Annotated in this window: 2 protein-coding genes; both read right to left on the bottom strand. The window is 63.1% G+C overall.

Annotated features, from left to right (window positions below):
- Positions 1–102: 102 nt before the first annotated feature.
- Positions 103–873: a 3-hydroxyacyl-ACP dehydratase gene (locus EOL86_14450; GenBank protein ID NCD26772.1), complete on the bottom strand. Its 771-nt coding sequence runs from the start codon at positions 871–873 to the stop codon at positions 103–105.
- Positions 870–1,781: 2-hydroxyacyl-CoA dehydratase (locus EOL86_14445; GenBank protein ID NCD26771.1), on the bottom strand; the 912-nt coding region annotated here is incomplete at its 5' end. The genes EOL86_14445 and EOL86_14450, both read right to left, overlap by 4 nt.

Genomic DNA, 1,781 nt, shown 5'->3' with positions numbered 1-1,781 from the left:
CGCACAGCACGAAAAGAGCCGCCACAACAACACTCTGACACAGAATACGTTTCATAGAACCTCCAAATACGCTTTTTTTGCCCGCCATGGGCGCAATCCATTTCATTCAGCCAACGTCTCGCCCCACAGGGCCGCACCCAGGGCCCCGGTCATGTCCGGTTCGTCCGGAATGAGCAGGGTTTCACCCTCCACGGTTCCGGTCTGTTCGGCCAACAGGACGCGCATGCACGGGTTGTGCGCCACGCCGCCGACAAAAACCAGCGGTGGAGTCAGGCCGACCCGGTTCAGCATGTTCACCGTGCGCCGGGCAATGGCCAGATGCAGGCCCAGGGCGATGTTTTCGGGCCGCACGCCCTGGGCCATGAGGGACGTGGCCTCGGTCTCGGCAAAGACCGTGCACATGGAATTGATGATCGGTGGGTTGTCGCCGTCCAGGGCGTACGCGCCGAATTTCGGAATGGGGATCTGAAAAATCTGGGCCGTGTATTCCAGAAACTTGCCGGTGCCGGCGGCGCAGCGGTCGTTCATCTCAAACTTGGCCACCCGTCCGCCGGGCAACAGGGCCAGGGCCTTGGTGTCCTGGCCGCCGATATCGAGCACGGTCCGCCCTTGCGGGAAGCGGTGGTGCGCGCCCAGGCCGTGGGCCTTGATCTCGGTGATGGCGTCCACGGGGCATCCCAGATCCATGTCTTGGACAAGCTTTCTCCCGTAGCCCGTGGCCACGATGCGCCGCGCGTCCAGGCCGTCCAGCAGGCGTCGGACCTGGGCCACGGGATCAAAGGTGGTGGGAGCCTGTCGCGTGGCCGTCACTTCGCCCTGGCACAGACCCACCACCTCGATGGAACGGGAACCGATGTCGATGCCGAGAATCATAGTGTTTCCAGAAAGGCTTCGACCCGGGTTTTGAGCTGTTCCACGTCTTCCATGGAATAGTCCGTTTCAAGGGCCATGCTCGGAATGCCCACCGCTCCGAGCCGTTTTTCGACCTTGAAGGCCTCGTGGGCATAGGGCTGACAGAACATGAGCGTGTACTGGATGACGCCGTCGGCCTTGAGGTCGCGGGCCAGGGCGGCGACGTTGTCCAGGCGTTCCTGGTTGGGCGTAAAACAGGCGCAGTCGATCTTCATGTACCGGTCGGCCAGGGCGTCGAGCATTTCGTCCAGGGTCTGGCCGGATTCTTCGACCAGATCGCGGGTGTTGCGGGTGCCGATGCACGATTCCTCGCCCACGATGACCGCGCCGGAACTTTCGATGATGTACGGCAGCTTCCAGTTGGGCACGGCCATGGGACAACCCGACAGCATGAGTCGGGGCGCGGACGCGGGCGCGACACCCTCCCCGGCCTTGACGCGTTCGTCGAGCTGGTCGCAAAGGGCGTTGATGGACGCCGTGAACCGGACCGGATCGTCATAAAAACTGACCTGGTTGATGAGCAGTACGTCGCGGCCGGAAATGGGCGTGGGCACGGCCGCGCGCAGGCGGTTCAGACGCTGCAGGGCCTGGCGGCGGGCATTGACGGTCCTGATGGCCCCGGCCAGCTTGTCGACGGTGATTGTCCGGCCGGTCAGTTCTTCAAGACGGGCCATGTAGCGCCGCATTTCGGCCTTCCACAGCTCGCGGGCCGCTTCGGACTTGGTCTGCGGCACTTCCATGACATACATGGGCGCGTGGGCGGCAAAGGCCTCGTAGGCCTTTTTCTTGCCGTCGCAGGTTGTCTCGCCGACAATGAGATCACAGGATTCCGTGTACGGACACAGCCTGGCCAGCTTGAAACCGATGAA

Source organism: Deltaproteobacteria bacterium (genome assembly GCA_009930495.1).
Lineage (GTDB): Bacteria > Desulfobacterota > Desulfovibrionia > Desulfovibrionales > Desulfomicrobiaceae > Desulfomicrobium.
Note: the sequence above shows the minus strand (reverse complement) of the source record. Positions and strands in the feature narration are given on the sequence as shown.